This window comes from Burkholderia sp. A2, assembly GCF_001729305.1.
Lineage (GTDB): Bacteria > Pseudomonadota > Gammaproteobacteria > Burkholderiales > Burkholderiaceae > Burkholderia > Burkholderia sola.
The window spans coordinates 87,805-112,741 of record NZ_LZXX01000149.1; the positions used below are offsets into that span (position 1 = coordinate 87,805).

The window sequence follows — 24,937 nt, forward strand, 5'->3', positions numbered from 1 at the left end:
TAGAATCGGGCTTATGGAAAAAATCGCCAGAACGAAGAAGACCGCGCCGCCCGAGCGCGACCGCAGGCAACGCGTCCAGTCCGCGTCGACCGGCCTGCTCGTGCTGAAGGAACTCGCCGCGTGCGGCGGCCGCGCCACGCTGACCGCGCTCGCGGCGCGGCTCGACGAGAATCCCGCGAAGGTTCACCGCTATCTGGCGAGCCTGATGGAGGAATCGTTCGTCACGCAGGAGCGCGCCACCCAGCAATACGTGCTCGGGCCCCAGTGCATCTCGATCGGGCTCGCGGCGATCCGGATGGCCGATCCGATACGGCTCGCCGAACCGTCGCTCGTGCGCCTGCGCGAGCGCCTGGAAGTAACGTGCTTCGTCGCGATCATGGGCAACCGCGGGCCGACGATCATGCGCTTCGAAGAGCCCGGCCTGCCGGTCACGGTCAATGTGCGCGCCGGCTCGGTGATGTCGTTGCTATGGTCCGCAACCGGGCGGCTGTTCCTCGCGCTGCTCGACGAGCCGCGTGTGCGACAGCTAGCGGCAGACGAACTCGCGGCGGCGCCGGCCGAGTTGCGCGCCCAGCTCGATCGACGCGATCCGGTCGGTAAATTGCAGCGCGAGATTCGCGCGGCCGGCCTCGCGACCGTCTGCGACACGAACCTGAAGGGCATCAGCGCCGTGTCGGCGCCGCTATTCGATGCGAACGGACATATGTGCGCGGCGATCACCGCGTTGGGCGCGACCGGCGGCTTCGACGCGTCGATCGACGGGCCGGTCGCGACGGCACTGCGCCACGAGGCCGGGCTGATCAGCGGCGAGCTCGGGTACACGACCGATCCCGACGGCCGGTAGTGCGTCAGCGTATCGACGCAGACGGCGGCTTCCTGTCCGCGATACATGCGCGGCGAATTGCGCGGTGACGCAGCGTCAGGCGCCAGCGCGATGGTGCAGCAGCAAGTTGCTGCCCCATCGCGCTGGCGTTACCGACATTCGCGGATGCGGATTGCGCCGTTGATCCGCAGGTTCGGTAAAGGCGGCCCCGATCTGCCGCGCCGTTACGCCACGGCCGGAAAATCGAGCGTCGTATCGTTCACGCGATTGACGAGGTTCGTGAACGTGATCGACGCGATGGCGAGATTGATCTCGATGAGCTGGCGTTCCGTATAGCCCGCTGCGCGCACCGCATCGACGACCGCGACGGGGACCGTGCCGTGCGTACCGACGAGCGTACGGACATACGCGACCAGCGCGTCGCGCGCGGCGTCGCCGGTTGCCGCACCCGCGCGCACCTGCTTCATCTGATCGCTCGTCAGGCCTGCCAGCTTGCCCATCAGCGTGTGAGCGGCGACACAGTAATCACATCCCGCGTATTCGCTGACCGCCAGCTTGATCACTTCGATATCGGCCTTGCCGAGCGTGCTCGCCGCGACCGCCGCATCGAACGCCAGCGCCGCGCCGAGCGCTTCGGGGCTTTGCGTGCCGATGGTTGCGTATGCGTTGGGCACCTTGCCGACGGCCTTCTTGATCTTCGCGAACACTTCAGCGGCCGCGCCGGTTGCCTCTTCAGGGCGAATGGTGGTGAGACGGGACATGATCGACTCCTTGCTTCATGGTTGAACGGTTAGCCATGTCGTATGGCATGGGAGTCAGTGTAGGGATGCGCGACCGTTTCTTTAATGCCATACTGCCGCAACTCCATGCTCAAACGTCTCATATGGAAATGCTCGACCGATTGCTGTCGATGATGCCGGTCACGGGGCGACTTGACGTGCGGTGCCACTTCGGGTCGCCGTGGCGCATCGACCATCCCGAGTCGAGCGAGTGGGAACTCCCCTATCACATCCTGTTGCGCGGCGAGGCCGTCGTCGAGTGCGAGCCGGACGGAGAAGACGAACCGACGCTCCGGATGAAGGCGGGCGACATCGTGGTGTTTCCGTCCGGCAGCGCCCATCGGCTGCACGACGGCAGCGGCGAGGCGCCGCGCGCGGCGCGCGAGCGGCACAGGAACGGCCTGACCGTTGCGACGAACGGCAGCGCCAATGCAAGCACCGACGTGCTGTGCGGGCGCTTCGTGCTGCCTGCCGTCCCGCAGCAGTTGCTGCGCGACCATCTGCCTCGACGTCTGCTCGTGAGCAGCGTAACGGCGGGGGACGAACAGACGCGCGACGCCGCGTTTGCAGCCACGCGGCTCGCGCGGGTCATCGAGTTGATGCGCGAGGAAGCGCTGGAGCAACGCGCCGGCAGCGCCGCGGTCGTGGATCATCTGTCCGGCGCGCTGTTCGCGTTGACCCTGCGCAGTGCGTCCGACGCAGGCCAAGCGCCGCGCGGGCTGCTTGCACTGGCACAACGTCATCGGCTGCAGCCGGCGCTCGCGGCCATGTTCGACGAGCCGGAAAAGCCCTGGACGCTGGCCCGGCTGGCCGAGCGCTGCCACATGTCGCGCGCGACGTTCGCACGCCACTTCGACGAGGCGATCAGCCGCTCGGCAACCGATGTCCTGACTGAAATCCGCATGGCGCTTGCCGGGCGCAAGCTCGCGCAAACGACAATGTCGGTCGCCGAGATCGGCGAATCGGTCGGATATCGATCCGAGGCCGCGTTCCAGCGGGTGTTCAAACGGCAGGTAGGCATGACGCCGGCGAAGTGGCGCATGCGATCGTCGAGAGTCGCGGAGCCGGAAGCGCGTTCATCCTGACGCACGATGCGCGCGAGGCCACGTTCACTTCACCCGGATATCTTTCATACATGGACAGGCTCCAGGCCATGACCACCTTCGTCACGGTGGTCGAGACGGAAGGGTTCGCATCGGCGGCGCGCAAGCTGAACGTATCGCCGTCGGTGATCAGCCGCGTGATGACGGAACTCGAGGAATATCTGGGCGTGCGGCTGTTGACGCGGACAACGCGCGTGGTCCGCATCACCGATGCGGGCGCGTCGTTTTACGAAGACTGCCGGCGCATTCTGGCGGACATCGACGCGGCCGAGCTTTCCGCCACCGGCACCGGCAATACGCCACGCGGCCAGCTCACCGTCACTGCGCCCGTGCTGTTCGGCAAGAGCTACGTGACGCCGATCGCGCTCGAGTATCTGGAGCAGCATCCTTTCGTCAATCTCAACTGCTGGTTTCTGGACCGCGTCGTCAATCTCGTCGATGAAGGCGCCGACGTTGCCGTGCGCATCGGCGAGCTGCCGAACTCGTCGCTGCAGGCGATCGCGGTCGGCAAGGTACGCCGCGTACTGTGCGCTTCTCCCGCTTATCTCGGTGCGCACGGCGCGCCGCAGCATCCGGACGATCTCGCGGCTCACGTCACGATTCAGGCGACGGGCATTACGCCCGCGCCAGAATGGCGCTTCCGCGCGCGGGACAAGACGCTCACCGTCCCCATCCAGCCGCGCCTGCTCACCACGACGAACGATTCCGCGATTGCCGCGGCAACGGCTGGTCTCGGCATCGTGCGCCTGCTGTCCTATCAGGTGGTCGACGAACTCGCGCAAGGCACGCTGTGCGTGCTGCTGGCCGAACACGAACTTGCGCCGCTTCCGGTTCATGTCGTGCATCGCGAGGGCAGGTACGCGAACCGGAAAGCGCGCGCGTTCATCGATCTCTGCGTCGAAAGGCTGAGAGCCCAGGCGCCGATGTGGTCTGCATAGCCGACACCGGCGAGTCGGCACGGCGCAAGCGGCGGAACCGTCCCGACCGGCACGCGTATCGGGCGTCGCGTTCCGTATGCAAGCAGGCCTTACAGACCGAGATCGCTCAGGCCCGGATGATCGTCGGGCCTGCGCCCGAGCGGCCAGAAGAACTTCCGGTCGGCCTCGGCGATCGGCAGATCGTTGATGCACGCATGGCGGTGATGCATGAGGCCATCGTCACCGAATTCCCAGTTCTCGTTGCCGTACGAGCGATACCAGTTCTGCGCGTCGTCATGCCACTCGTAGGCGAAGCGTACGGCAATCCGGTTGCCGCCGTACGCCCACAACGCCTTGATGAGCCGGTAGTCGAGTTCGCGCTGCCACTTGCGTGTGAGCAGCGCAACGATCGCCGGACGGCCTGTCGCGAATTCGGCGCGGTTGCGCCACACGCTGTCGACGCTGTACGCGAGCGAAACCTGCTCCGGATTGCGCGTGTTCCACCCGTCTTCCGCGAGCCGCACTTTCTCGATCGCCGTCTCCAGCGAGAATGGTGGAACCGGCGGGCGAACAACGTTGACGTCTTTCATGATCAAACTCCTTTCGTTGGGAATCGTCGCCGGGCGACGAGGGTTCTGAATCACACGTCGAGCAGCAGACGGTCGCCGCCGCCCGATTCGCGATGCGCGGGCACCGCGCAGCAGATCAGCGCTTCGTCGTCCGGTACCTTGAATTCCGGCGCGACCGGATACGTCACAGCGCCTTCGATAATCCGGGTGCGGCAGGTGCCGCAACTGCCTCCGCGGCACCCGTATTCGGGCGTCAGGCCGCGCGCCTCGGCCAGGTCCAGCAGCGAGCCGCTGCCCGGCTGCCAGCGCGCTTCCTTGCCCGACTTGACGAACGCGACGGGTGTCGGCGTATCCGCTGGCGCACGCAGCGGGGTACTCGCGCCCGAATCGACTCGACGCTTGAGCCCGGAAGGACCGAACGACTCCGCGTGGATTCGGTGGTCCGCCACGTTCAGGTCGCGAAGCCCGTCATAGACCGCTTGCATGAAGCCCGACGGTCCGCACAGATAGAAGTCGTAGTCGTCGAACGGCAGCGTGGCGCGCAGCAGGTTCGCATCGATGCGGCCGACGACGTCGAACTCGTCGCCCTCGCGCGCGCCGGTCGCGTCCGACAGGACGCGCACCACGTTCACCGCGCCGTTCGCCGCCGACGCGAGCTCGCCGATCTCGTCGCCGAACGCGCGCTCCTTCACGGAGCGTGCGGCGTGAAAGAACCAGGTCTTGCGCGTGCCGCGCTTGCGCGCGCCTTCGTAGACGATGTGACGCAGCATCGCCAGCATCGGCGTCACCCCGACACCGGCCGCCAGCAACACGGCAGGACGGCGCTCGAGCGCATCGATCGTGAATTGCCCGGCGGGTGCCCGGACGTCGATGCGGTCACCGACCTGCACCCCGTCATGCAGATGCGACGACACGCGCCCTTCCCGCTTCACGCTGATGCGATACACACCGTCCGACGGCGCGCTCGACACCGTATAGGTGCGAATGAGCGGATCGCCGTCCTCCGACAGGTTCACGCGAATCGGCACGTGCTGGCCCGCCAGGTGCGGCACCAATCCGGCGCCGTCCGCAGGCTCGAGCTGGAACGAGCGAATCAGCGTGCTCTCGTCGGTGATTTTCGCGACCCTGAACGGACGCCACGCCCGTGCCAGTTCGGCGGCCCTCAGGCGGCTCGCGGCCTCGTCCCAGCTGCCCGTCATCAGCGAGTTGGGCGACCAGCCTTCCGCCCGGAACGTCCAGCGCAACGGCAATGCGCCGGCGCGATAGACGACGCGGCGCGGCTTGAAACGCCACAGTCGCTCCGCGCCCTGAAATGCGGCGATCTCGGGCGAATCGAGGTCGACTTCGGCTTCGCCGGTCATCTGCAACACGTCGCCGGTTTCGAAGTCGGCGAACACGATGCCCGCGCGCGGATTGACCCGAAAATTGCCGAGCGTCGCGAAGAACAGGTTGCCGGCGAAATCCGGGATCGTCAGCACGCCGTCGTCGCCGATACGCACGAACCCGGCCTTGCCGCCGCGATGCGAAACGTCGACCTGACGCTCGGCGCCGTCGCCGACGTAGGATGCAACGAACAGCGTGTCGGCAGCCGCGATGATCGCGCGGGCGCGATCGTCGAGACGATCGCTTTCCTCCGGTGCGATTCCCGAGAACGTATCGGGTTCGCGGACGAACGCGAAATCGCGCAACTGGATGTATTGCGGGCAGTTGCCGAAGCTCTGCACGACGTCGAGATCGAATGCGCGCGTCTCGCCGCGACGGATCATGCCGTTCAGGCGATTGCGACGCCGCGTATGCAGTTCGATGCCGAGCAGGCCGATCGCCGCGCCGTCGTGCGTGCCGCCGGCAGCCGGATCGTTCGGATCGAATACGGTGTCGATGCGCAGGCGTTTGTCGTTCGGCGACTGCATGAAGCCGGGCTGGCCGAATGCGAAGGTCGCCCATACGTCTGCGTCGTCGGCCACCGCGCCGACGACGACGAAAGGCAGCTGCGCGAAGAACGCGCGATGCTGGTCGGGCATGTGGTCCCTGACGAAGCGCCGTCCCACGCTGTCCATCTTCTGCATCACGCCCGTCTTTTCCTGCAGCTCGAGTTCGCCCCGATGCCATGGCGAGTTCGCTTCATTCGATACCGTGCTCACGATGTGTCTCCTCGACGGATTCTGCACATGACGCATTCGGCGCGCCTTGACGCGCCCGGCGTCGCTCACGCAGCCGCCGCGAGCCCGACCGGCGTCTTCACGAACTCGACGAAGCCCGGCAACGCTTCGATGCGGCGCAGCCATGCCGCGACGTTCGAATAGCCCGACAGGTCCACGTTGCCTTCGGGGGCGCGCGCGACGTAGCCATACAACGCGACGTCGGCGATGGTGGGCTTCGGCCCGACGATGAAGTCGCGCTCCGCGAGTTCGGCGTCGATGAGCGCGAGGATGCGATGCGCACGGGCAATCACTTCGTCGGCGTTGAACTTCGCACCGAAGACCGTGATGAGCCGCGCGGCGGCCGGGCCGAAGGCGATCTCGCCGGCCGCGACGGACAACCAGCGCTGCACGGCGGCTTCCTGCGCGGGCGATTGCGGGAGGAAGTCGCTGTTGCCCGACGTGCGGGCGAGATACACAAGGATGGCATTCGAATCGGCGATCACGGTGTCCCCGTCGACCAGCACCGGCACCTGACCGAAGCGGTTCAGCGCCAGAAATTCAGGCGACTTGTGCGCGCCGGCGGCCAGGTCGACTTCAATCAGTTCGTGCTCGATGCCGAGCAGCGAGATGAGCAGGCGTGCGCGGTGCGAATGACCGGAAAGCGGGTGAACGTAGAGCTTCATGACTGTGTCCCTTTGGAAGGTGCGACGAGCAGGTCTCATCGCTTGAGGCAAGTCTAGAAACTCGGCGGTTGCGACAGAATCCCCGCTGAGGAGAATTGATCGTTCTCGTTTCGCGAATGGTCGGGCGAGAGCCGGCGGGCGATGCGGACCCACGCGGCGTTTTTGCGCGCCGGGCCGCCGGCGAAATCGATCGCGCCGGCACGCGACCCGGCTTGCGCGAGCGACGCCGTCGACGCGCCGCCCGCGACGACGGCCGCCTTTACTCGATCGCCTTGAGCGCCTGCAGCCCGTCCGGCAGCTTCGCGTCCGGAAACTGCGTGGACAGCGTGGCGTCCCGCCACCGCGCCGCCTCTTCCGCGCGCTGCCGTTCCGCCTGCTCGCAGACGAACAGCGCATCGCCGCCGAGCAGCAGGCGCAGCGGCACGTCGTCGCGGCGCGACAGGTCGACGATCAGCGCCGCGATCCGCGCGGGATCGCCGACCTCGTGGCCGCCATACGCACCGAGCAGGTCGAGGATCTTGCCGACCGACGGCTGATAGTCGGGCAGCAGATCGTCGATGCCGCGCTTGGCCCGCGCGGCCCATTCGGTCCGCATCCCGCCCGGTTCGAGCGTGCACACGCGCACGCCGAACGGCGCGACTTCCTTCGCGAGCACGTCGCTGAATCCGCCGACCGCCCACTTCGCGGCCTGATACGCGGACAACCCGGGCGTCGACGTCCGCCCGCCGACCGACGACACCTGGAAGATGCGCCCCGCGCGTTGTGCGCGCATCGTCGGCAGCACCGCGCGCGTCAGATTGATCACGCCGAACAGGTTCGTTTCGATCTGGGCGCGGAACACGTCGGCGCCCATCTGCTCGAACGGCGCCGTATGGCCGTAGCCCGCGTTGTTCACCAGCACGTCGATGCGGCCGAACGCGGCGCATGCCGCCGAGACAGCCTGCTCGGCCGCCGCTTCGTCGGTGACGTCGAGCGCGACCGGCAGCAATCGGTCGCCGTACCGTTCGGCCAGATCGGCCAGTTGCGCCGGATCGCGTGCGCCGGCCACCAGTCGGTCGCCCGCCGCCAGCACGGCTTCCGAAATCGCGCGTCCCAGGCCGCGTGCGGCCCCTGTTACCAACCAGACTTTCGACATTTTTCCACTCCTTGATCGTGGTGAAACAATTAAAATGAATGATTACTCACTCATTAATATGGACGATGAATCGATCCTTCCCGACCCGCATCGCCCTGCCTGAAACGCCATGCCCGTCGTCGCGGCACGCACCGCCCCGACGGCCATGCCTGACTCATACCGTGTGCAACACGGCCCACAACGCGCGGAAGCCGGCTTCCCGGTACGCATCGGCCCGCGCGGGATCGCGTGCGATCGATTCCATCGCGATGTCCGCGATCGACGTAAACACCGCCGAGCAGAACGCATGGGCTTCGTCGCGGTTCAGCGCGCCCGACGCGGCGACCTGTTCGCGCAGCAGCGCGCGAATCGCGCCGAAACCCTCGGCGCCGGCCGCGCGATTCGCGTCGTCGATGCGCCCGCTCACGCCGAGCTGCTGCAGCGCGCGCCGGCCGGCCGGATTCGCGACGCCCCACGACACATAGCCGTTCCACGCATGCCGCACCGCCTGCTCGGCCGGCGCATGTTCCGGAAACCCGGTCATCATCGCTTCGCGCATGTCGGCCTTCAGGCTCACGTACAGCGCGTTCAACAACGCATCCTTGGTCTCGAAATACGTGAACACCGTGCCTTCCGCCACGCCGGCCAGCCTTGCAATACGCGCGGTCGTCGCGGTCGCGCCGTCCTCGGCGAGCGCGCGCGCGGCCGCGGCGAGGATGGCTTCGTGCTTGTCGGGACTGCGCGGTCGGGCCACGTTCGACTCCTTTAATGAGTGAGTGCTCAATCATAATCGGACCGTCATCGGAAATGCAAGCCCTGTTACATCCGGACGAACGCGCACGCAAACCATCAAAACGGTGCACTATTGCGTTTTGCCGTACCGGCGCCCGCGCATCCGGCGCCTCATTGCCCTCGACGTTCGTTTCACGTTCACCGTTTCAAACCGCGAACCTCCCATGACGAATCAGCCTTCCCAAACCGCGGCCGACCGGCCCGTCGACATGATCATCTTCGGCGGCGGCGGCGACCTGGCCGCCCGCAAGCTGTTGCCCGCGCTGTACATGGCGCACCTGCACTGCAATCTTCCGCCCGAGACGCGCATCATCGCCGTCGGCCGCCGCGACTGGGGCATCGACGGCTATCGCAAGTTCATGGACGAGCAGTCGCGCCCGTTCATCGACGAGAAGGCGTTCGACGCCGACGCGTGGAGCCGCTTCCTCGACCTGTTCAAGTACGTGCTGATCGACGTGAACGCGCCGGACGACTACCTGCGGCTCGCCGAAGCGGCGCGTGGCGACGCGATCCGCGTGTTCTACCTGTCGACGTCGCCGGAGCTGTTCACGACGATCTGCGACAACCTGTCGGCCGCGCACCTCGTCGACGCGCACTCGCGCGTCGTCCTCGAAAAGCCGCTGGGCCACGATCTCGCGTCCGCGAAGGCGATCAACGACGCGGTCGGCAAGCACTTCGAGGAATCGCAGATCTACCGGATCGACCACTATCTCGGCAAGGAAACCGTGCAGAACCTGATGGTGCTGCGCTTCGGCAACCCGATCTTCGGGCCGCTGTGGCAGGCGCCGAACATCCGCAGCGTGCAGATCACGGTCGCGGAAACGGTCGGCGTCGGCAGCCGCGCGGGCTTCTACGACCATACCGGCGCGCTGCGCGACATGGTGCAGAACCACCTGCTGCAACTGCTGTGCATCGTCGCGATGGAGCCGCCCGTGTCGCTCGACCCGGACGCGGTGCGCGACGAGAAGCTGAAGGTGCTGCGCTCGCTGCGGCCGATGTCGCTGTCGGACGTCGCGCGCGACACGGTACGCGGCCAGTACACGGCCGGCGCGGTCGACGGCCAGCCGGTCAAGGGCTATCTCGAGGAAGACAACGTGCCGGCGGACAGCCGCGCGGAAACCTTCGTCGCGCTACGCGCGCACATCAACAACTGGCGCTGGGCGAACGTGCCGTTCTTCCTGCGCACCGGCAAGCGGCTGCAGCGCCGCCAGTCGGAAATCGTGATCGAGTTCGCGGACATGCCGTTCTCGATCATCCCGACCGGCCCGCGCAATTACGGCAACCGTCTCGTGATCCAGCTCCAGCCGGAAGAGTCGATCCAGCTGCAGATGCTCGCGAAGGAACCGGGCAGCGGGATGAACATGGTGCCGGTGAGCCTGAACCTCGACCTGCAGCAGGCGATTCCGGAACGGCGCGCGGAAGCGTACGAACGGCTGCTGATCGACGTGATTCGCGGCCGCCTCACGCACTTCATGCGCCGCGACGAACTCGAAGCCGCCTGGTCGTGGGTCGAGCCGATCCTCGACGGCTGGAAGCAGCTCGGCGACCGGCCGCGCCTGTACACGGCCGGCACGTTCGGGCCCGCGGCTTCGTCGGCGCTGCTCGCGCGCGACGGGATGTCCTGGGCCGAAGAGGCGTAATCGCCGCACGACGGCGTGCCGCCGCGCGGCACGCCGGATCCCGCAGGGCAGCGCCGCGTCGCTACTGCGACTCCATCCACGCGGCCTTGCGCCGCGCCGGCGCATCGCCGCCGCTGCCGCCGCCCAGCACCTCGATCAGGTAATCGACGAACGACGCGATCCGCGACGAGATCGCGGTATTGCGGTAGTACACCGCGTGAATCGGCTGCCGGACGTCGAGCGTCTGGCGCGCAAGCACCTGCACCAGCCGCCCCGCTTCGCGATCCTGTGCGGTCACGAAATCCGACAGGCAGACGACGCCCGTGCCCGCCAGCGCGAGTTGCCGCAGCGTCTCGCCGCTCGAAGACCAGACGTCGGGCTCGATGCGGCAGGGCTCGCCGTCCGTGCCGAGGATCGGCCATACGTTCAACGATTCGGGCTGCGTGAAGCCGAGCAGCGTGTGCTTCGGCAGATCCTCGACCTTGCGCGGCTGCCCGTGCGCTTCGATGTAGTCGGGGCTGGCCAGGATGCGCACCCGGCTGTTGCCGATGCGCCGGCTGTGCAGCGTCGAATCCTTCAGCCGGCCGATCCGGATCGCGACGTCGGTGCGCCGCTCCAGCAGGTCGATGATGCCCTCGTTGCTGTTCAGCTCCAGCTCGACCTTCGGGAAGCGTTCGCGGTAGCCGCGCACGAGCGGCACGATCACGTGCAGCATGAACGGCGTCGCGGCGTCGACGCGCAGGCGCCCGGACGGCATCTCGCGCCGCGCGAGCATCTGCTCTTCCGCGTTCTCGACCGATTCGATGATCGCGCGCGCATCCTGCAGGAACGCGCGCCCTTCCTCCGTCAGTTCGAGCCGGCGCGTGGTCCGGCGCAGCAGCGTGGTCTTCAGTTTTTCCTCGAGCCGCGCGAGCGTGCGGCTCGTCGCCGACACGGTGAGGTCGAGCTGCAGGGCGGCGGCGGTGATCGAACCGGTGTCGACCACGGCGGCAAAGGCCTGGAGTTCATCGAGAGTGATCTTCATTGTTGATTTGAAATCAAAACAATTTGGTTTATAGACCAGTTTTTCCGCAAAAGTAAAGCCGGCACACTGCGATCCATTCCTACTGAAACCCGGATCCTGTCATGCCACTCGCGTTGCTTGCGCTGACCATCAGCGCCTTTGCCATCGGCACCACCGAATTCGTGATCGTCGGGCTGATCCCGACGATCGGCGCCGACCTCGGCGTCAGCCTGCCGTCCGCCGGCCTGCTCGTCAGCCTGTACGCGCTGAGCGTGGCCATCGGCGCGCCGCTCCTCACCGCGCTCACCGGCCGCGTGCCGCGCAAGGCGCTGCTCGCCGGGCTGATGGCGCTCTTCACCGTCGGCAACCTCGTCGCGTGGCAGGCGCCGGGCTACGAATCGCTGATCGTCGCGCGCGTACTCACCGGCCTCGCGCACGGCGTGTTCTTCTCGGTCGGCTCGATCATCGCGACCACGCTCGTGCCGAAGGACAAGGCCGCCAGCGCGATCGCGACGATGTTCAGCGGGATGACCGTCGCGTTCGTCGCGGGCATTCCGCTCGGCACCTTCATCGGCCAGCACTTCGGCTGGCGCGCGACGTTCCTGATCGTCGCGCTGTTCGGCCTCGTCGCGTTCCTCGGCGCGGTCGCGTTCGTGCCGCGCGGGCTGCCGCAGACGCCGCCCGCTCCGCTCGCCCGCCAACTGCGCGTGCTGGCCCAGCCGCGCCTGCTGCTCGTCTATGCGATGACGGCGGTCGGCTACGGCGGCTCGCTGATCGCGTTCACGTACATGGCGCCGCTGCTCGAACAGATCGCCGGCTTCACGCCGTCGCAGGTCAGCCTCGTGCTCGTCGGCTACGGCGTATCGGTCGCGGTCGGCAACGTCTGGGGCGGCAAGCTCGCGGACGCCGTCGGCCCCGTGAAGGCGCTCAAGCGGATCTTCCTGCTGCTCGCGATCGTTCTGCTCGCGCTGACCTTCACGATCCATGTGAAATGGCTCGCGGTGCTGACGATGCTCGCGTGGGGCGCCGTGGCGTTCGGCAACGTGCCGGGGCTGCAGGTGTACGTCGTCAAGCAGGCGCGCCACTTCGCGCCGGACGCCACCGACGTCGCGTCGGGCTTCAACATCGCCGCCTTCAACCTCGGCGTGGCCGGCGGGTCGTCGCTCGGCGGCCTGATCGTCGCGAACGTCGGCCTCGGCCACACGCCGTGGATCGCCGCCGTCGTCACGCTCGGCGCGTTTGCCCTCACCGCGCTGAGCGGCCGTCTCGACGGCCGTCAGGGCCTGCCGGAACGCACGGCCGAACCCGTCGAACTCGCGCATTGAACGTCATCTTTTTGCAGGAGCCACCAGCATGAACGCATCGACCCAACGTCCGCCGTTCGCCGGCAAGACTTTCGAAGTCCGTTACGACGGCCTCACCGCGCTCAACGCGTACGACGAAGACGGCCTCCACATGCGCTACGAGATCACCGAAGGCCCGTACGCGGGCGCGCAGGGCGAAGTCGAATACACGTGGCAGCCGATCGCCGGCGACACCTACGCGATCTCGTGGCAGGAAGCCGATCGCGCCACCGTCGTGCATATCGACGATTTCGCCGCGGGCACGTCGCGCTCGTTCTTCACCGCGCCGTCGCTCGATTTCTACCGGCTCGACGGTAGCCTGCGCGCGGTCTGAACGGAGCCCGACCATGTCCACTTCACTCGACACGCTCGTCTCCGGCGGCTTCAGCATCGGCATCGAACTGCCGCTCGACAACGACTGGACGCCGTCCGGCAACGCGAAACGCCGGCATGACGGCCGCCACGCCGGCGTGCCCAGCCTCGAAATCCACGCGGAGCTCGCGCAACTGGCCGACACGCTCGGCTTTCGCGCGCTCTGGGTGCGCGACGTGCCGGTGTACGACCCGTCGTTCGGCGATGCCGCGCAGGTGTTCGAAACGTTCTCGTATCTCGGCTACCTCGCCGGAATCACGCACGACATCCTGCTCGGCACCGCAGCCGTCGTGCTGCCGCTGCGCGAACCGCTGCTGACGCTGAAATCGGCCGCGACGATCCAGGAACTGAGCGGCGGTCGCCTGCTGCTCGGCGTCGCGAGCGGCGACCGGCCGGTCGAATATCCGCTGTTCGGCCGCGACTTCGCCACGCGCGGCGCGAACTTCCGCGACCAGATCGCGCTGCTGCGCGACGGCGCGCGCGGGCACTTGCCACCCGGCCTGGAAGTGCTGCCCGCCGCCCGTTCGCCGGTGCCGCTGCTCGTCGCGGGTCTCGCGCAGCAAACGCCCGCATGGATCGGCGAGCACATGGACGGCTGCCTCGCGTATCCGGGCACGCCGGCCGATCACCTGCAGCGCGCCGCGAACTGGCACGCGGTGGCCGGCGACAAGCCGTACGTGAGCTTCATCCACCTCGACCTCGCGGAAGATCCGCACGAACCGCTGCAGCGGCACCGCTTCGGCGCCCGCGCGGGGCGCATCGCGCTGACGGAAGAACTCGCGGCGATGCGCGATGCGGGCGTGCAGCACATCGGCCTGCATTTCCGCCGCAACCGGCGGCCGCTCGACGAGACGATGGCCGAAATCGCATCGGACGTGCTGCCCGCATTCCATCCGAACACGACGCCGCAGACGCGCGCCGCATAAGGGCGACCACGGTGCGGACGCCCGCGGCACGACTGATATTTGACTTTAAATCAAATATTTTTGACTTATGAAGGCGTTTATCTCATCAGTCTCACGCGCCAGAATGACGTCCATACCGCAATCGTTCCCCCTCTTTCAGGAGCACATGATGAGCAAGATTCCCGCATTCGGCCTCGGTACGTTCCGCCTGCAAGGCCAGGTCGTCATCGACTCGGTCCGCAACGGCCTCGAAGTCGGCTACCGCGCGATCGACACCGCGCAGATCTACGGCAACGAAGCCGAAGTCGGCGAAGCGATCGCCGCGTCGGGCGTGCGCCGCGAAGACCTGTTCCTCACGACGAAGATCTGGGTCGACAACTACGCGCCGGAAAAACTGGCGGCCAGTCTCGAGGAAAGCCTGCGCAAGCTGCGCACCGACGTCGTCGACCTGACGCTGATCCACTGGCCGGCGCCGGGCAACGGCGTGTCGATCGACGCGTTCATGACCGCGCTGGCGGACGCGAAGGCGAAGGGCCTCACGCGCCAGATCGGCATCTCGAACTTCAACATCGAACTGACGAAGGAAGCGATCGCGGCCGTCGGCAAGGACGCGATCGCGACGAACCAGATCGAACTGAGCCCGTACCTGCAGAACCGCAAGCTGGTCGAATTCCTGAACGCCGAAGGCATTCACGTGACGTCGTACATGACGCTCGCGTACGGCAAGGTGCTCGGCGACCCGGTGATCGGCGCGATCGCGCAGCGTCATCACGCGACGCCGGCGCAAGTCGCGCTCGCATGGGCGCTGCAACTCGGCTACTCGGTGATTCCGTCGTCGACCAAGCGCGAAAACCTCGCGAGCAACCTGCTCGCGCAGACGCTGCGCCTGACCGACGAAGACATGGCGCAGATCGCCGCGCTCGAACGCAACGGCCGCGAAGTCGATCCGGCCGGTCTCGCGCCGAAGTGGGACTGAGCGCCGCTTTCTTGATCGACCGCCCGCGGCCAGCCGGCCGCGGGCACTGAAGAGGACACCACCATGACCCAGGACCCGCTTTTCCAACCGCTGCGACTCGGCGCGCTGACGCTGCCGAACCGCATCGTGATGCCGCCGATGACGCGCTCGCGCGCGAGCCAGCCCGGCGACGAAGCCAACGAACTGATGGCCGCGTATTACGCGCAGCGCGCGAGTGCGGGCCTGATCGTCAGCGAAGGCACCTACATCGCGCCGCTCGGCAAGGGCTACGCATGGACGCCCGGCATTCACACGCCGTCGCAGGTCGCCGGATGGCGCAAGGTGACGGACGCCGTGCATGCCGCGCACGGCCGCATCTTCGCGCAGCTGTGGCACGTCGGCCGGCTGAGCCACACGAGCCTGCTCGGCGGCGCGCAACCCGTGTCGTCGTCGCCGCTCCAGGCGAAGGGCGTGAACGTGTTCATCGCCGGCGAGGACGGCAGCACGCCGGGCTTCGTGCAGGCGTCCGAGCCGCGCGCGCTGTCGATCGACGAGATCCGCGAGATCGTCGACCAGTACCGCACCGCCGCCCGCCACGCGATCGAAGCCGGCTTCGACGGCGTCGAGCTGCACGGCGCGAACGGCTACCTCGTGAACCAGTTCATCGATTCGAACGCGAACACGCGCACCGACGCCTACGGCGGCTCGCTGGAGAACCGGCTGCGCTTCCTGCGCGAAGTCACGCAGGCGCTGATCGACGGGACCGGCGATGCATCGCGCGTGGGCATCCGCCTCGCGCCGCTGACGACGCTGAACGGCTGCGTCGACGACGATCCGGAAACGACCTACCTCGCCGCCGCGAAGCTGCTCGGCGAACTCGGCGTCGGCTACCTGCACATCGCGGAAGCCGACTGGGACGATGCGCCGCTGATGCCGGTCGCCTTCAAGCAGCAATTGCGCGCCGCGTTCCCGGGCGTGCTGATCTATGCCGGCGCATACACCGCCGAGCGCGCCCGCGAGGCGATCGCCGCCGGCTGGGCCGACCTCGTCGCATTCGGCCGCCCGTTCGTCGCGAACCCCGATCTCCCCGAGCGGCTGCGCACCGGCGCCGCGCTCGCGCCGCACGATCGCAATACGCTGTTCGGCGGCGGCGCCCACGGCCTGACCGACTATCCGACGCTCGCGCAAGCCGCGGCATGACGATCGACAGGAGTCTCGAATGAAAGCGACGCTCGCCCGGCTCGCGCTCGCCGCGATCCTGCCGTTCGCGGCCGCGCAAGCCGCCCACGCCGCGCCGTCCGCGGCGGCGGCCGGCTGGTATCCGTCCGTCTATGGCGCCGATGACGAAATCGGTGCGGCCAACCTGCTGACGCCCGACGTCGTCAAGCAGGCGGTCGGCCTCGTGAAGGCCGGCAAGACTTATCCGCTGGCCGTGCCGGTGGACAAGCACCTGCCGGCGTTCCGCCATCGCAGCTTCCGGCTGTACAACGTGCAGGTCGGCCAGCAGGCCGGCAAGAGCCTCGGCCCCAACAAGTTCACGTTCAACGACGAACTCGTGAACGCATGGACCGGCGTCGGCACGCAGTTGAACGGCATCGGCCACATCGGCATCGACAACGTGTACTACAACGGCAACCGCGCGGCCGATTTCGTGACGGTCGACGGCGTGAAGAAGCTCGGCGTCGAGAAGGTGCCGCCGATCGTCACGCGCGGCGTCGTGCTCGACATGACCGCCCACTACGGCAAGCCGGTCGTGCCGGGCGGCACCGAGTTCACGGTCGCCGATATCCAGGCCGTGCTGAAGAAGCAGGGGCTGACGCTGCGCAAGGGCGACGTCGTGCTGTTCAACACCGGCTGGCTGGAGCTGATCGGCAAGGACGACAGGCAGTTCCTCGACATCGAGCCCGGCATCGGCATGGAAGCCGCGAAATGGCTGGCCGACCAGGGGATCGTCGCGTTCGGCGGCGACACGTGGGCATCGGAGGTTTATCCGAATCCGCACACGCAGGACGAATTCCCGGTCAACCAGTACATGCTCGCGAAACGCGGCATCTACAACCTGGAACTGATCGACAGCCGTGCGCTGGTGCGCGACCATGCGTGGGAATTCCTGTTCGTGCTCGGCCAGCCGCTGTACGTCGGCTCCACGCAGGTCAACATCAACCCGGTCGCGATCCGCTGATCGCGCATTCGCCCTTCGGCAATCGCGGCGACTATCGCCGCGATTGTCATTTCCGGGTTGCGGCCCACGCAATCGGCGTCTAGTGTTGACAGGGTCGACTCCACGCGACCGTCACCCGACCTGAAAGGACGCCCCGCCATGCCAAGCCGCTCCCCGACACGCGACATGCTGCTGCCCCTTGCGGCCGGTCTTTCCCTCGCGGCATTCATCGCGCCCGCGCATGCCGACGACGCTGCCGGCCTCGCGCCGCCCGAGCCGGCCACGCCGGTGCTGTCGACCACCGCGAGCGGCTTGCAGGTCTACACGTGCGAATACGATACCGAACACCGGCTCGCGTGGACATTCCAGCACCCCGAAGCGCTGCTGTTCGATGCCCGTGGCACGCTCGTCGTCCGACACGGTACGGGGCCGTCGTGGGAAGCGCTCGACGGCAGCCGCATTACCGGCAAGAAGCTCGCGGAAGCGCCGAGCGCAAGCGCGGCCAGCGTTCCACAACTGCTGCTCGCGGCGACGCCGGCCGCAACCGGCACGCTCGCCGGCGTGCGCTTCGTGCAACGGCTCGACACGGCGGGCGGCACGCCGCCGGCCGCGACGTGCACGACCGAGCATGCGGTCGGCCGCTTCCCGTACTTCGCGCGCTACGTGTTCCTGAAGTGACGCGCACGGCGTCGCAAGCGACGGGCGTCATCCCGTCGCCTCTCGCCCCGCTTCCATTTAATCAGTGATCCTATATTCGATACGGGGAAGCGTGAAATCGTCGACACCCTCGTTCCGTCTCGTCAGCGTAGCCGCATCGACAATTCGACGTCGCCGCCGAACGGCACCGACAGATAGCCGTGTTCCGGCGCGCGCACGTAAGCAAGATAGTCGGGGCTGTATTCCGCGTTGTCGGCCACGACGAACGCGCCCGCCCTGAGCCGCGGCTCGACCAGCGCGAGAATCTCCGGATACAGCGCCTTCGCCCCGTCGAGCAGCAGCAGGTCGACCGACTCCGGAAGATCGGCGGCCAGCGTGCGCAGCGCATCGCCTTCGCGAATCTCGACGAGATCGGCCAATCCGGCCGCCGCGAGGTTGGCCTGCGCGCGCACGACCTTCGACGGCTCGAACTCGCTCGTGATCAGCCGGCCGCCGCCGTTGTCGCGCAGCGCGGCCGCGAGATGCAGCGTCGAAATACCGAACGACGTGCCGAATTCGACGATTGCCTTCGCGCCGCCGCTGCGCGCGAGCATGTACAGCAGCGTGCCCGTCTCGCGCGACACGGGAAGCGGGTAGTCCTTCAGACGCGCATACAGATCGGCGTAGTCCGTCTTGCTGCGCATCAGCCGCGCTTGCTCGTCGCGCGACACGTTCGCGAAGGCCGGGCTCGTCGCGGGCGACGACGCGTCGGCTTCGTCGAACAGGCGCGCCAGCAGCGAAGCCAGCGGGTCGAGCATCAGGGTGGTCATGCGAATCTCCGGTATCGGGTTGAGTGCGTCAGTGCACCCGACTAGAATATGACGAACTATTCAGGTTTTACTATTCGCATTGGCAAACCGCTCATGACCGACCGCCGAAACGCCCCGATCGCCACGCGCAAGCAGCCTCGGCAGGCACGCTCGACCCGTCTCGTCGAGGACGTCCTGCAGGCGGCTATTCAGGTTTTGGCGACCGAAGGCGCGCAGCGCTTCACGATGGCGCGCGTTGCCGAGCGGGCCGGCGTGAGCGTCGGCTCGCTGTACCAGTACTTCCCGAACAAGGCGTCCGTGCTGTTCCGGCTCCAGCACGACGAGTGGCGGCAGACGCACGACATGCTGTGCGGGATGCTGCAGGACACGAAAAAGACGCCGCCCGAGCGGCTGCGCACCGCCGTTCATGCGTTCATCCGCTCGGAATGCGACGAGGCGCCGATGCGCATCGCCCTTGACGACGCCGCCCCGCTCTATCGCGACGCGCCCGAGGCGCAGGAAGTGAAGGCCGAGGGCAACCGGGCGTTCCACGCGTTCATCCGCGAAGCGCTGCCCGACGTGCCCGACGCCACCCATGCGCTCGCGTGCGAGCTGATCCTGACGACGCTCACGACGGGCGGCAAGGCATTCTCCGAAACCGTGCGCACGCCCGCGGAAATCGACGCGTACTCGGACGCGATGGCCGACATGTTCTGCGCGTATCTCGCGCATCTCGCACACGATTGAGCGCCGTGCCGGGACGAACGCCGCGCATGCGCGCCGGCCTGCCGGGCCAGGCTGAAAGTCATTCGTAATATCGAATGCACCGCCCGCTTGCGCCCCCGCCCGCCGACCCTGCATTCAAATAGTCGTCTTAACGGATTCGAACTAGGCGTATACACGCGTGTCGGCGCGACGGAGCCCCGTTGCACGCCGATATAAGCGCTGCGACATGCGCTGCATGCTCTTCCCCCGATGGGACGTGATGGGCCGCTCGCCTAACCTTCGCTACGGCAAAACACACGTGACGGGGTCGACCACACCACGCGTCGTCCGACGCGACACCCTCGCGATCGTTTCGATTCGCCCGTAACGACACGCACCGCGCGTCATGCGTCCCCACGACGTTGCCGATCAATCCAACCAGATACGAGACACCCTGACGACGGTTCGCCGCGAGCCGTTTCAGCATGCTGATAAAGGAGCAAGCTCATGAGTGATACCCCGGTGCAGCCGACGGTCGGCGTCGGCGCGGAAGAAACCGGCTTTGGCGCCAACGGCGCCATCGACCGATACTTCGGCATTTCGTCGCGCGGCAGCACGCAGCGCCGCGAGATCATTGCCGGCGCGACCACCTTCCTCGCGATGGTCTATTCCGTGTTCGTCGTGCCCGGCATGTTCGGCAAGGCCGGCTTCGACACGAGCGCCGTGTTCGTCGCGGTGTGTCTCACCACCGCGTTCGGCTCGCTGCTGATGGGCCTGTGGGCGAAGCTGCCGATCGCGATCGGCTGCGCGATCTCGCTGACCGCGTTCACCGCGTTCGGGCTCGTGCTCGGCAAGAGGCTGCCTCCGACGGTCGCGCTCGGCGCCGTGTTCCTGATGGGCCTCGTGTTCACCGGCATTTCGATCACCGGCGTGCGTTCGTGGATCCTGCGCAACCTGCCCGCGGGCGTCGCGCACGGCACGGGGATCGGCATCGGCCTGTTCCTGCTGCTGATCGCGTCGAACGACGTCGGCCTCGTGATCAAGAACCCGGGCGCCGGCCTGCCGGTGTCGCTCGGTCAGATCACCGCGTTCCCGGTCATCATGTCGGTCGTCGGGCTCGCCGCGATCTTCGGCCTCGAAAAGCGTCGCGTGCCGGGCGGCATCCTGCTCGTCGTGATCGCGATCTCGGTATTCGGCCTGATCTTCGATCCGGGCGTGAAATACCGCGGCATCTTCGCGCTGCCGTCGCTGAGCGCACCGGGCCACGCATCGCTGATCGGCGCGATGGACATCAAGGGCGCGCTGTCGATGGCCGTGCTGCCGAGCGTGCTCGCGCTGGTGATGACCGCCGTGTTCGACGCGACCGGCACGATCCGCGCGGTCGCCGGCCAAGCCGGCCAGCTCGACGAGAACGGCCGCATCATCAACGGCGGCCGCGCGCTGACCGCCGATTCGATCAGCTCGATCTTCTCCGGCTTCCTCGGCGGTGCGCCGGCGGCGGCCTACATCGAGTCGAGCGTCGGCGTGGCCGCCGGCGCGAAGACGGGCCTCGCGGCCGCCGTGGTCGGCCTGCTGTTCCTCGTCGTGATGTTCTTCTCGCCGCTCGCGGGCCTCGTGCCGTCGTATGCGACCGCGCCCGCGCTGATGTACGTCGGCCTGTTGATGCTCGGCAGCGTGAGCAAGCTGCACATGGACGACATGGTCGACGCGATGTCGGGCCTCGTATGCGCGGTGTTCATCGTGCTGACCGCGAACATCGTGACCGGCATCATGCTCGGCTTCTCGACGCTCGTGATCGGCCGCGTCGCCAGCGGCGAATTCCGCAAGCTCAACGTCGGCACCGTGCTGATCGCGGCCGTGCTCGTCACGTTCTATGTCGGCGGCTGGGCCATCTGAGCGCGACACATGCGCGACGTCGCCTGCAGAAGGGCGGCGCGCATCGGGACGGCACCGTCTCCTCCACCATCGTCGTTGATGGCCTCAAGCCCGGGAACGCGAGTTTCCAGGCTTTTTTTATCGGTGCGGCGCAACGCGATGCGCTGCGCGAAAACGGCGCGACACCCATTCGCGCGCGGTGCTACGATGCCGTTTTGCCCCTTCAGGAGTCGCGATGAACCCACTTGGCATCGTCTCCGAATCGATCACCCGGGCCTCGGCGCGCAAGCCGCCGTTCATTCCGTCGTTCGGCTTCCACGAAGTGCACGAATCGCAGCCGATCGACGCGCCGCCCGCATGCATCATCGATGTCGTCGCATCGCTCGACATGCGCGCCGATCCCGTCATCGACACGCTGCTGACGGTGCGCGAATTCCCGGCAGCCGTCGCCGGCGCGCTGCGCCACGCGCCGGGCCGCCCCGAACGCGCGCGCTTCGGCTTCGACACGTTCACGCCGCTGCATCGCGACGACACGTCGCTGTCGCTCGGCCTCATCGGACGTTTCTGGCGCCCGACACCCGACGTGCGCCCCGTCGCCGATGCCGACGCGTTCGTCCGGCACGACGACCCGCGCGATGCGAAGCTGGTGCTCCGGTTCGAGGTCGTCGGGCTCGCGTCGGGCGCGCACATCCTGCGCACCGAAACCTTCGTCCATTGCCCGAGCGCGCGCACGCGCTGGCTGTTCACGCCGTACTGGCTCGCGATCCGGCTGGGCAGCGGCTGGATCCGGCGTCGCACGCTGGCGGCGATCGAGATGGCGCTCGCCTGAACGCGCCGCGTCAGAACGGCTTGATCACGGCCAGCCCGACGACGAGCGCCATCGCGACGATCGCCGCGCCCGCCGCGTGCCCGAGCCACGGCGCCGGCACGACGACGAGATCGTCGCGCTCCATGCGCCGCAGCGTGCCGGCCAGGATCCCGTGCAGCATCGACAGCGCGACGACGAGCGCAAGCTTCGCCGACAGCCACGCGGCGCCGAACCAGTGACCGCTCAGCGCGAGCGCGATGCCGGCGATCCAGACGATCGCGAGCGCGGGCGCCGTCACCGTACGATCCCAGCGCCGCACCGCGCGATGCACGGCGAGGTTCGCAATACGCACTGCGACGGACGACAACAACAACCCGCCGACGAACGTGACGACGGCAACCAGATGCACGGCCTTCAGCATCAGATAGATCATTGCGCGTGCCGCCTGCGCGCGATCCAGCCGGCGCTCGCGAGCCCCGCGAACGGCACGACGGCCGACAGCACGAGCCGCGCGACCTCGCCCTTGCTCCACAGTCCGCTCGACGCGGTGCCGACCACCGCCCACACGTACATCGCGAACGCGATGCCGTGAACCGGGCCCATGATCGATACCGCCACCGGATAGCCGGCCAGATGCTTGAGCGGCATGGCTACGCACACCAGCACGACGAGCGTGGTGGCCTCCAGCAGCGACAGGTATTGCAGGTTCCGCAACGCATTGCGATCGTCTTGTTTCATCGGCAGGGCTCCAGATGGTCCGCCGCGATTGTCGCGTGGGGTACCGGTCCGAGCCATTGGCTAGAATGACATCTTTCAACGGATTCTGGCCACGGCCCGCACACGCCATGCACACGGTCGCCGTTCTTGCGTTGCCCGATGTCGTCCCGTTCGATCTGGGCGTCGCCTGCGACACGTTCGTGCGCGTGCGGGCGCCTCATGTCGCACAGGCGTACCGCGTACGCGTGTGCAGCGAGCAGCCGCGCGTCGGCGGCGACCTGTTCGAGTTGCGCCCGCCGTTTCGCCTCGATGCGCTGGCCGACGCCGATACGATCATGGTCCCCGGCACGTCGGTGCCGCTCGCGCCCACGTCGCGCCGCGTGCTCGACGCGCTGCGCGCGGCGGCCGCGCGCGGATGCCGGATCGCGTCGATCTGCAGCGGCGCGTTCGTGCTCGCGGAAGCCGGGCTGCTCGACGGCCTGCGCGCGACGACGCACTGGCTCGCGGCCGCCGAACTCGCGCGCCGCTATCCGACCGTCGACGTCGACCCGAACGTGCTGTTCGTCGACAACGGTCAGATCCTGACCTCGGCCGGCGCGGCGGCGGGCCTCGATCTGTGCCTGCACATGATCCAGGCCGACTACGGCGCGGCGGTCGCCGTCGACGCCGCCCGCAGCGCGGTGGCGCCGCGCGTGCGCGAAGGCGGGCAGGCGCAGTTCATCGCGCCCGAATGGCCGGCGGGCGGCGACGGGCTGCACGACCTGATGGACTGGCTGCACGCGAACCTGCGCCAGCCGCTGACGCTCGACGCGATCGCGCGCAAGGCGTCGACGAGCGTGCGCACGCTGACGCGGCGCTTCCAGGAGCAGACGGGCACGTCGCCGGGGCAATGGCTGCAGACCGCGCGCGTCAGGCATGCGCAGCAGTTGCTGGAGGTGACCGAGCTGTCGATCGAACATGTGGCGACGGAAGCCGGGTTCGGCTCGGTCACCGCGTTTCGCGAGCGCTTCGCGCGCATCGTCGGCACGTCGCCGCAGCGCTATCGGCAGGCGTTCCGCGCACGCGCCGATGCGTGACCTTCATCGGGCTCGCCAACCGAACCCGCCGCCCCCTTTCGCGCCAACCGGACCCGACCGATGACCCGCATCCGCAACCCCCTGAACATCGCGCAGCTCCAGGCGTTCGTCTCCGCCGCGCACCTGAAGAGCCTGCGCGCCGCCGCGCGCGAGCTCGGCGTCACGCAGCCGGCGATCACGCACACGATCCGCGAGCTCGAAACGGCGCTCAACGCGGAGCTGCTCGTGCGCAGCGTGCGCGGCGTCGAGCTGACCCCGTGCGGCGAAGCGCTGCTGCCGCGCGCCGAGCAGTTGCTCGGCGACGTCCGCCGCACGGTCGAGGCCGTCGAGCAGGTGAAAGGCGAGATGTCGGGCCGCGTCGCGGTCGGCACGATGCCGTCGATCGCGCTGACTGCGTTGCCGCACGCGGTGACGGCGTTCCGCCGGTCGATGCCGAACGTCAGCCTGCATCTGGAGGAAGTGACGGTGCCGGACGCGCTCGCGCAGTTGCGCAACGGCACGCTCGACATCGCTGCGATGCACCATGTGCCCGCGCTCGACCGCGATTTCACGCAATTGCCGCTGCTGTCGACCGAATTCACGATCGTGATGCGCGACGGTCATCCGCTCGCGCAGGCGCGCCGGTTAGAGGAACTACTCGACGCCGAATGGATCGTCACCGTCGGCGCCGAGCAGTTTCCGCACAGCGTGATGGTCGGGATGTTCGAGGCGCACGGGCTGCCGCTGCCGAAACGTTTGCTGCGCTCCCCGATGTCGTTCGCGGTGACGCTGGGGCTCGTCGCGCGCTCGGACGTGATCGGCTGCTTCACGCGCCCGCTCGCCGCGATGGTCGCGCCGCTCGGCATCCGCACGGCCGAACTCGACGAAAGCATGCCGCGCTTCGACCTGTCGATCATCGCGCGGCGCGACCTGCTGCCCACGCCCGCCGTGTCGCACTTCGCCACGTGCCTGCAGCGCGCGGTCAACGAAACGCTCGGCTGAATCGTTCCTGTGTGTGAAACGGTGGTGCGTCCGACGCGCCGCCGCCGGGCC

Annotated in this window: 26 protein-coding genes; 16 read left to right on the top strand and 10 right to left on the bottom strand. The window is 67.7% G+C overall.

Annotated elements, in window-relative coordinates:
• Window positions 1-13: 13 nt before the first annotated feature.
• Window positions 14-844: an IclR family transcriptional regulator gene (locus A9Z05_RS31980; RefSeq protein WP_069621559.1), complete on the top strand. Its 831-nt coding sequence runs from the start codon at window positions 14-16 to the stop codon at window positions 842-844.
• Between the two features lie 203 nt (window positions 845-1,047).
• Here A9Z05_RS31980 and A9Z05_RS31985 read toward each other — a convergent pair whose 3' ends face one another.
• A complete protein-coding gene (locus tag A9Z05_RS31985) occupies window positions 1,048-1,584 on the bottom strand; it encodes a carboxymuconolactone decarboxylase family protein (RefSeq protein ID WP_058902372.1) in 537 nt (178 codons plus the stop codon).
• Between the two features lie 122 nt (window positions 1,585-1,706).
• Here A9Z05_RS31985 and A9Z05_RS31990 point away from each other — a divergent pair, with 122 nt between their 5' ends.
• Window positions 1,707-2,687, top strand: a complete 981-nt coding sequence (locus A9Z05_RS31990) for an AraC family transcriptional regulator (RefSeq protein ID WP_256122150.1) — start codon at window positions 1,707-1,709, stop codon at window positions 2,685-2,687.
• Window positions 2,688-2,737: 50 nt separating this feature from the next.
• The gene (locus A9Z05_RS31995) at window positions 2,738-3,643 is read left to right on the top strand and encodes a LysR family transcriptional regulator (protein ID WP_069621561.1); all 906 of its coding nucleotides are present in this window, start codon (window positions 2,738-2,740) and stop codon (window positions 3,641-3,643) included.
• A gap of 89 nt (window positions 3,644-3,732) precedes the next feature.
• Here A9Z05_RS31995 and A9Z05_RS32000 read toward each other — a convergent pair whose 3' ends face one another.
• The 5 genes from A9Z05_RS32000 to A9Z05_RS32020 form a co-directional block, all read right to left on the bottom strand.
• Window positions 3,733-4,212, bottom strand: a complete 480-nt coding sequence (locus tag A9Z05_RS32000; RefSeq protein WP_058902375.1) for a nuclear transport factor 2 family protein — start codon at window positions 4,210-4,212, stop codon at window positions 3,733-3,735.
• Window positions 4,213-4,262: 50 nt separating this feature from the next.
• Window positions 4,263-6,332: a pyridoxamine 5'-phosphate oxidase family protein gene (locus tag A9Z05_RS32005; RefSeq protein WP_069621562.1), complete on the bottom strand. Its 2,070-nt coding sequence runs from the start codon at window positions 6,330-6,332 to the stop codon at window positions 4,263-4,265.
• 65 nt (window positions 6,333-6,397) lie between these two features.
• Window positions 6,398-7,015 (bottom strand): glutathione S-transferase family protein, encoded by a 618-nt coding sequence (locus A9Z05_RS32010; RefSeq protein WP_069621563.1) that lies wholly within the window; start codon window positions 7,013-7,015, stop codon window positions 6,398-6,400.
• A 259-nt stretch (window positions 7,016-7,274) separates the two neighbouring features.
• Window positions 7,275-8,150, bottom strand: coding sequence for an SDR family NAD(P)-dependent oxidoreductase (locus tag A9Z05_RS32015; RefSeq protein ID WP_069621564.1), 876 nt, complete (start codon window positions 8,148-8,150; stop codon window positions 7,275-7,277).
• Between the two features lie 154 nt (window positions 8,151-8,304).
• Window positions 8,305-8,883 (bottom strand): TetR/AcrR family transcriptional regulator, encoded by a 579-nt coding sequence (locus A9Z05_RS32020; protein ID WP_069621565.1) that lies wholly within the window; start codon window positions 8,881-8,883, stop codon window positions 8,305-8,307.
• Window positions 8,884-9,085: 202 nt separating this feature from the next.
• Between A9Z05_RS32020 and zwf the strand changes: the two genes are divergently transcribed.
• Window positions 9,086-10,561 carry a glucose-6-phosphate dehydrogenase gene (gene zwf / locus A9Z05_RS32025; protein ID WP_069621566.1) on the top strand — a complete coding sequence of 492 codons (1,476 nt, stop codon included), beginning with the start codon at window positions 9,086-9,088 and terminating at the stop codon, window positions 10,559-10,561.
• Between the two features lie 61 nt (window positions 10,562-10,622).
• Here zwf and A9Z05_RS32030 read toward each other — a convergent pair whose 3' ends face one another.
• Entirely contained in the window at window positions 10,623-11,564 is a 942-nt protein-coding gene (locus A9Z05_RS32030) for a LysR family transcriptional regulator (protein WP_069621567.1), read from the bottom strand.
• A 101-nt stretch (window positions 11,565-11,665) separates the two neighbouring features.
• On the opposite strand from A9Z05_RS32030, the gene A9Z05_RS32035 reads away from it, so the two are divergent.
• The 7 genes from A9Z05_RS32035 (at window position 11,666) to A9Z05_RS32065 (ending at window position 17,957) form a co-directional block, all read left to right on the top strand.
• Window positions 11,666-12,868, top strand: coding sequence for an MFS transporter (locus A9Z05_RS32035; protein ID WP_069621568.1), 1,203 nt, complete (start codon window positions 11,666-11,668; stop codon window positions 12,866-12,868).
• A 28-nt stretch (window positions 12,869-12,896) separates the two neighbouring features.
• On the top strand, window positions 12,897-13,220 hold the full coding sequence (locus A9Z05_RS32040) for an adenylate cyclase (RefSeq protein WP_069621569.1): 324 nt from the start codon (window positions 12,897-12,899) through the stop codon (window positions 13,218-13,220).
• 13 nt (window positions 13,221-13,233) lie between these two features.
• Complete coding sequence (locus tag A9Z05_RS32045) at window positions 13,234-14,184, top strand: LLM class oxidoreductase (protein ID WP_069621570.1); 951 nt, start codon at window positions 13,234-13,236, stop codon at window positions 14,182-14,184.
• A 148-nt stretch (window positions 14,185-14,332) separates the two neighbouring features.
• Window positions 14,333-15,139, top strand: coding sequence for a 2,5-didehydrogluconate reductase DkgB (gene dkgB, locus A9Z05_RS32050; protein ID WP_069621742.1), 807 nt, complete (start codon window positions 14,333-14,335; stop codon window positions 15,137-15,139).
• A gap of 63 nt (window positions 15,140-15,202) precedes the next feature.
• Window positions 15,203-16,318 (top strand): alkene reductase, encoded by a 1,116-nt coding sequence (locus A9Z05_RS32055; RefSeq protein WP_069621571.1) that lies wholly within the window; start codon window positions 15,203-15,205, stop codon window positions 16,316-16,318.
• A 19-nt stretch (window positions 16,319-16,337) separates the two neighbouring features.
• Window positions 16,338-17,300, top strand: a complete 963-nt coding sequence (locus A9Z05_RS32060; RefSeq protein WP_069621572.1) for a cyclase family protein — start codon at window positions 16,338-16,340, stop codon at window positions 17,298-17,300.
• Window positions 17,301-17,438: 138 nt separating this feature from the next.
• Window positions 17,439-17,957 carry a DUF3455 domain-containing protein gene (locus A9Z05_RS32065; RefSeq protein WP_069621573.1) on the top strand — a complete coding sequence of 173 codons (519 nt, stop codon included), beginning with the start codon at window positions 17,439-17,441 and terminating at the stop codon, window positions 17,955-17,957.
• A 122-nt stretch (window positions 17,958-18,079) separates the two neighbouring features.
• On the opposite strand, the gene A9Z05_RS32070 is transcribed toward A9Z05_RS32065, so the two are convergent.
• A complete protein-coding gene (locus tag A9Z05_RS32070; RefSeq protein WP_069621574.1) occupies window positions 18,080-18,745 on the bottom strand; it encodes an O-methyltransferase in 666 nt (221 codons plus the stop codon).
• A gap of 48 nt (window positions 18,746-18,793) precedes the next feature.
• On the opposite strand from A9Z05_RS32070, the gene A9Z05_RS32075 reads away from it, so the two are divergent.
• The 3 genes from A9Z05_RS32075 to A9Z05_RS32085 all read left to right on the top strand — a co-directional run bounded on the left by A9Z05_RS32075 (window position 18,794) and on the right by A9Z05_RS32085 (window position 22,133).
• Complete coding sequence (locus tag A9Z05_RS32075) at window positions 18,794-19,471, top strand: TetR family transcriptional regulator (protein ID WP_069621575.1); 678 nt, start codon at window positions 18,794-18,796, stop codon at window positions 19,469-19,471.
• Between the two features lie 465 nt (window positions 19,472-19,936).
• Complete coding sequence (locus tag A9Z05_RS32080) at window positions 19,937-21,325, top strand: NCS2 family permease (protein ID WP_069621576.1); 1,389 nt, start codon at window positions 19,937-19,939, stop codon at window positions 21,323-21,325.
• A 214-nt stretch (window positions 21,326-21,539) separates the two neighbouring features.
• Window positions 21,540-22,133, top strand: coding sequence for a hypothetical protein (locus A9Z05_RS32085; RefSeq protein WP_069621577.1), 594 nt, complete (start codon window positions 21,540-21,542; stop codon window positions 22,131-22,133).
• A 10-nt stretch (window positions 22,134-22,143) separates the two neighbouring features.
• On the opposite strand, the gene A9Z05_RS32090 is transcribed toward A9Z05_RS32085, so the two are convergent.
• Window positions 22,144-22,545: a CopD family protein gene (locus A9Z05_RS32090; protein WP_069621578.1), complete on the bottom strand. Its 402-nt coding sequence runs from the start codon at window positions 22,543-22,545 to the stop codon at window positions 22,144-22,146.
• On the bottom strand, window positions 22,542-22,850 hold the full coding sequence (locus A9Z05_RS32095) for a DUF3817 domain-containing protein (RefSeq protein WP_069621579.1): 309 nt from the start codon (window positions 22,848-22,850) through the stop codon (window positions 22,542-22,544). The genes A9Z05_RS32090 and A9Z05_RS32095 overlap by 4 nt, the downstream gene beginning before the upstream one ends.
• A 107-nt stretch (window positions 22,851-22,957) precedes the next feature.
• Here A9Z05_RS32095 and A9Z05_RS32100 point away from each other — a divergent pair, with 107 nt between their 5' ends.
• Together A9Z05_RS32100 and A9Z05_RS32105 are read left to right on the top strand one after the other, a co-directional pair.
• Window positions 22,958-23,905, top strand: coding sequence for a GlxA family transcriptional regulator (locus A9Z05_RS32100; RefSeq protein ID WP_069621580.1), 948 nt, complete (start codon window positions 22,958-22,960; stop codon window positions 23,903-23,905).
• 60 nt (window positions 23,906-23,965) lie between these two features.
• On the top strand, window positions 23,966-24,886 hold the full coding sequence (locus A9Z05_RS32105) for a LysR substrate-binding domain-containing protein (protein WP_069621581.1): 921 nt from the start codon (window positions 23,966-23,968) through the stop codon (window positions 24,884-24,886).
• The last annotated feature ends 51 nt before the right edge of the window (window positions 24,887-24,937 follow it).

Coding starts and splice junctions, on each gene's coding strand:
- zwf (WP_069621566.1), top strand. CDS start 9,086: ATGACGAATCAGCCTTCCCAAACCGCGGCCGACCGGCCCGTCGACATG.
- A9Z05_RS32090 (WP_069621578.1), bottom strand. CDS start 22,545: ATGATCTATCTGATGCTGAAGGCCGTGCATCTGGTTGCCGTCGTCACG.
- A9Z05_RS32085 (WP_069621577.1), top strand. CDS start 21,540: ATGAACCCACTTGGCATCGTCTCCGAATCGATCACCCGGGCCTCGGCG.
- A9Z05_RS32040 (WP_069621569.1), top strand. CDS start 12,897: ATGAACGCATCGACCCAACGTCCGCCGTTCGCCGGCAAGACTTTCGAA.
- A9Z05_RS32070 (WP_069621574.1), bottom strand. CDS start 18,745: ATGACCACCCTGATGCTCGACCCGCTGGCTTCGCTGCTGGCGCGCCTG.
- A9Z05_RS32000 (WP_058902375.1), bottom strand. CDS start 4,212: ATGAAAGACGTCAACGTTGTTCGCCCGCCGGTTCCACCATTCTCGCTG.
- A9Z05_RS32095 (WP_069621579.1), bottom strand. CDS start 22,850: ATGAAACAAGACGATCGCAATGCGTTGCGGAACCTGCAATACCTGTCG.
- A9Z05_RS32105 (WP_069621581.1), top strand. CDS start 23,966: ATGACCCGCATCCGCAACCCCCTGAACATCGCGCAGCTCCAGGCGTTC.
- A9Z05_RS32060 (WP_069621572.1), top strand. CDS start 16,338: ATGAAAGCGACGCTCGCCCGGCTCGCGCTCGCCGCGATCCTGCCGTTC.
- A9Z05_RS31985 (WP_058902372.1), bottom strand. CDS start 1,584: ATGTCCCGTCTCACCACCATTCGCCCTGAAGAGGCAACCGGCGCGGCC.
- A9Z05_RS32010 (WP_069621563.1), bottom strand. CDS start 7,015: ATGAAGCTCTACGTTCACCCGCTTTCCGGTCATTCGCACCGCGCACGC.
- A9Z05_RS31995 (WP_069621561.1), top strand. CDS start 2,738: ATGGACAGGCTCCAGGCCATGACCACCTTCGTCACGGTGGTCGAGACG.
- A9Z05_RS32015 (WP_069621564.1), bottom strand. CDS start 8,150: ATGTCGAAAGTCTGGTTGGTAACAGGGGCCGCACGCGGCCTGGGACGC.
- A9Z05_RS32075 (WP_069621575.1), top strand. CDS start 18,794: ATGACGAACTATTCAGGTTTTACTATTCGCATTGGCAAACCGCTCATG.
- A9Z05_RS32100 (WP_069621580.1), top strand. CDS start 22,958: ATGCACACGGTCGCCGTTCTTGCGTTGCCCGATGTCGTCCCGTTCGAT.
- A9Z05_RS32030 (WP_069621567.1), bottom strand. CDS start 11,564: ATGAAGATCACTCTCGATGAACTCCAGGCCTTTGCCGCCGTGGTCGAC.
- A9Z05_RS32065 (WP_069621573.1), top strand. CDS start 17,439: ATGCCAAGCCGCTCCCCGACACGCGACATGCTGCTGCCCCTTGCGGCC.
- A9Z05_RS31990 (WP_256122150.1), top strand. CDS start 1,707: ATGGAAATGCTCGACCGATTGCTGTCGATGATGCCGGTCACGGGGCGA.
- A9Z05_RS32035 (WP_069621568.1), top strand. CDS start 11,666: ATGCCACTCGCGTTGCTTGCGCTGACCATCAGCGCCTTTGCCATCGGC.
- A9Z05_RS32080 (WP_069621576.1), top strand. CDS start 19,937: ATGAGTGATACCCCGGTGCAGCCGACGGTCGGCGTCGGCGCGGAAGAA.
- A9Z05_RS32055 (WP_069621571.1), top strand. CDS start 15,203: ATGACCCAGGACCCGCTTTTCCAACCGCTGCGACTCGGCGCGCTGACG.
- dkgB (WP_069621742.1), top strand. CDS start 14,333: ATGAGCAAGATTCCCGCATTCGGCCTCGGTACGTTCCGCCTGCAAGGC.
- A9Z05_RS31980 (WP_069621559.1), top strand. CDS start 14: ATGGAAAAAATCGCCAGAACGAAGAAGACCGCGCCGCCCGAGCGCGAC.
- A9Z05_RS32045 (WP_069621570.1), top strand. CDS start 13,234: ATGTCCACTTCACTCGACACGCTCGTCTCCGGCGGCTTCAGCATCGGC.